Annotated in this window: 2 protein-coding genes; both read right to left on the bottom strand. The window is 44.2% G+C overall.

Annotated features, from left to right (window positions below; translation table 11 throughout):
- On the bottom strand, positions 1-255 hold a 255-nt coding region (locus R7Z50_RS27625), incomplete at its 3' end, for a PTS transporter subunit IIC (RefSeq protein WP_318149773.1).
- A 9-nt stretch (positions 256-264) separates the two neighbouring features.
- Positions 265-552, bottom strand: coding sequence for a PTS sugar transporter subunit IIB (locus tag R7Z50_RS27630; RefSeq protein ID WP_020834885.1), 288 nt, complete (start codon positions 550-552; stop codon positions 265-267).
- Positions 553-694 lie beyond the last annotated feature (142 nt).

The following is a 694-nucleotide window of genomic DNA, read 5'->3' on the forward strand; positions in this document are numbered from 1 at the left end:
AATTGCTTCGTTGTTTGGTACCACGCCTGTAATGCCAAATGCGTGTTGGAAAATGGTCGCGAAGTCGCCTAGCGAGCTCACAACTAAGCCTGCACCTGCGCCAAGTACGATGAAACCAAGAATGGTTTTTACCGTGCCTTTAATGCACTCGGTGACTGGTTTTTTCTGGGCAATTAAGCCGATTAGAGCGATGAGACCGACCAGAACTGCTGGCTCTGATAGGACATCGTTCATTAAGAAACTGAAGAATTCCATAACGCCACCTTATAGAGCACCAAGCTCTTGAAGTGCCAAAGATAAACGCTCTTTCATTGCGACTTTGTCGACCATGTTATCAAGCGCTACGATACGTTGTTCAACGCCAAGAGCTTCCAACTGTTCTGCAATGTCTTTTGTGCCGATGAAAATGTCGCAACTTGTGCCTTTTGCTGAGCCAAGATCGATGTGATCCACAGCGGCATCGACATTCAATTCTTTTACGATGCTTTTGATGCTCATTTCCATCATTAGGCTAGTACCAAGACCGTGACCGCAAACAACCATAATTTTCATAATTCAGACCTTTTCTTTTTTATAGGGGGTATACCCATTTGTGAATGGGGTATGTCAGGAGTAAAACTTAATATTTGTCGATGATCGCAAGAACATCTTCTTTGCTTTGAGCGTTGCAGATGGCCTCTACGTGCTCTTCATT

Source organism: Vibrio sp. 1249-1, from assembly GCF_033340495.1.

Bases quoted from the DNA above. Each gene is read 5' to 3' on its own strand.
- R7Z50_RS27630 (WP_020834885.1), bottom strand. From the start codon at position 552: ATGAAAATTATGGTTGTTTGCGGTCACGGTCTTGGTACTAGCCTAATG.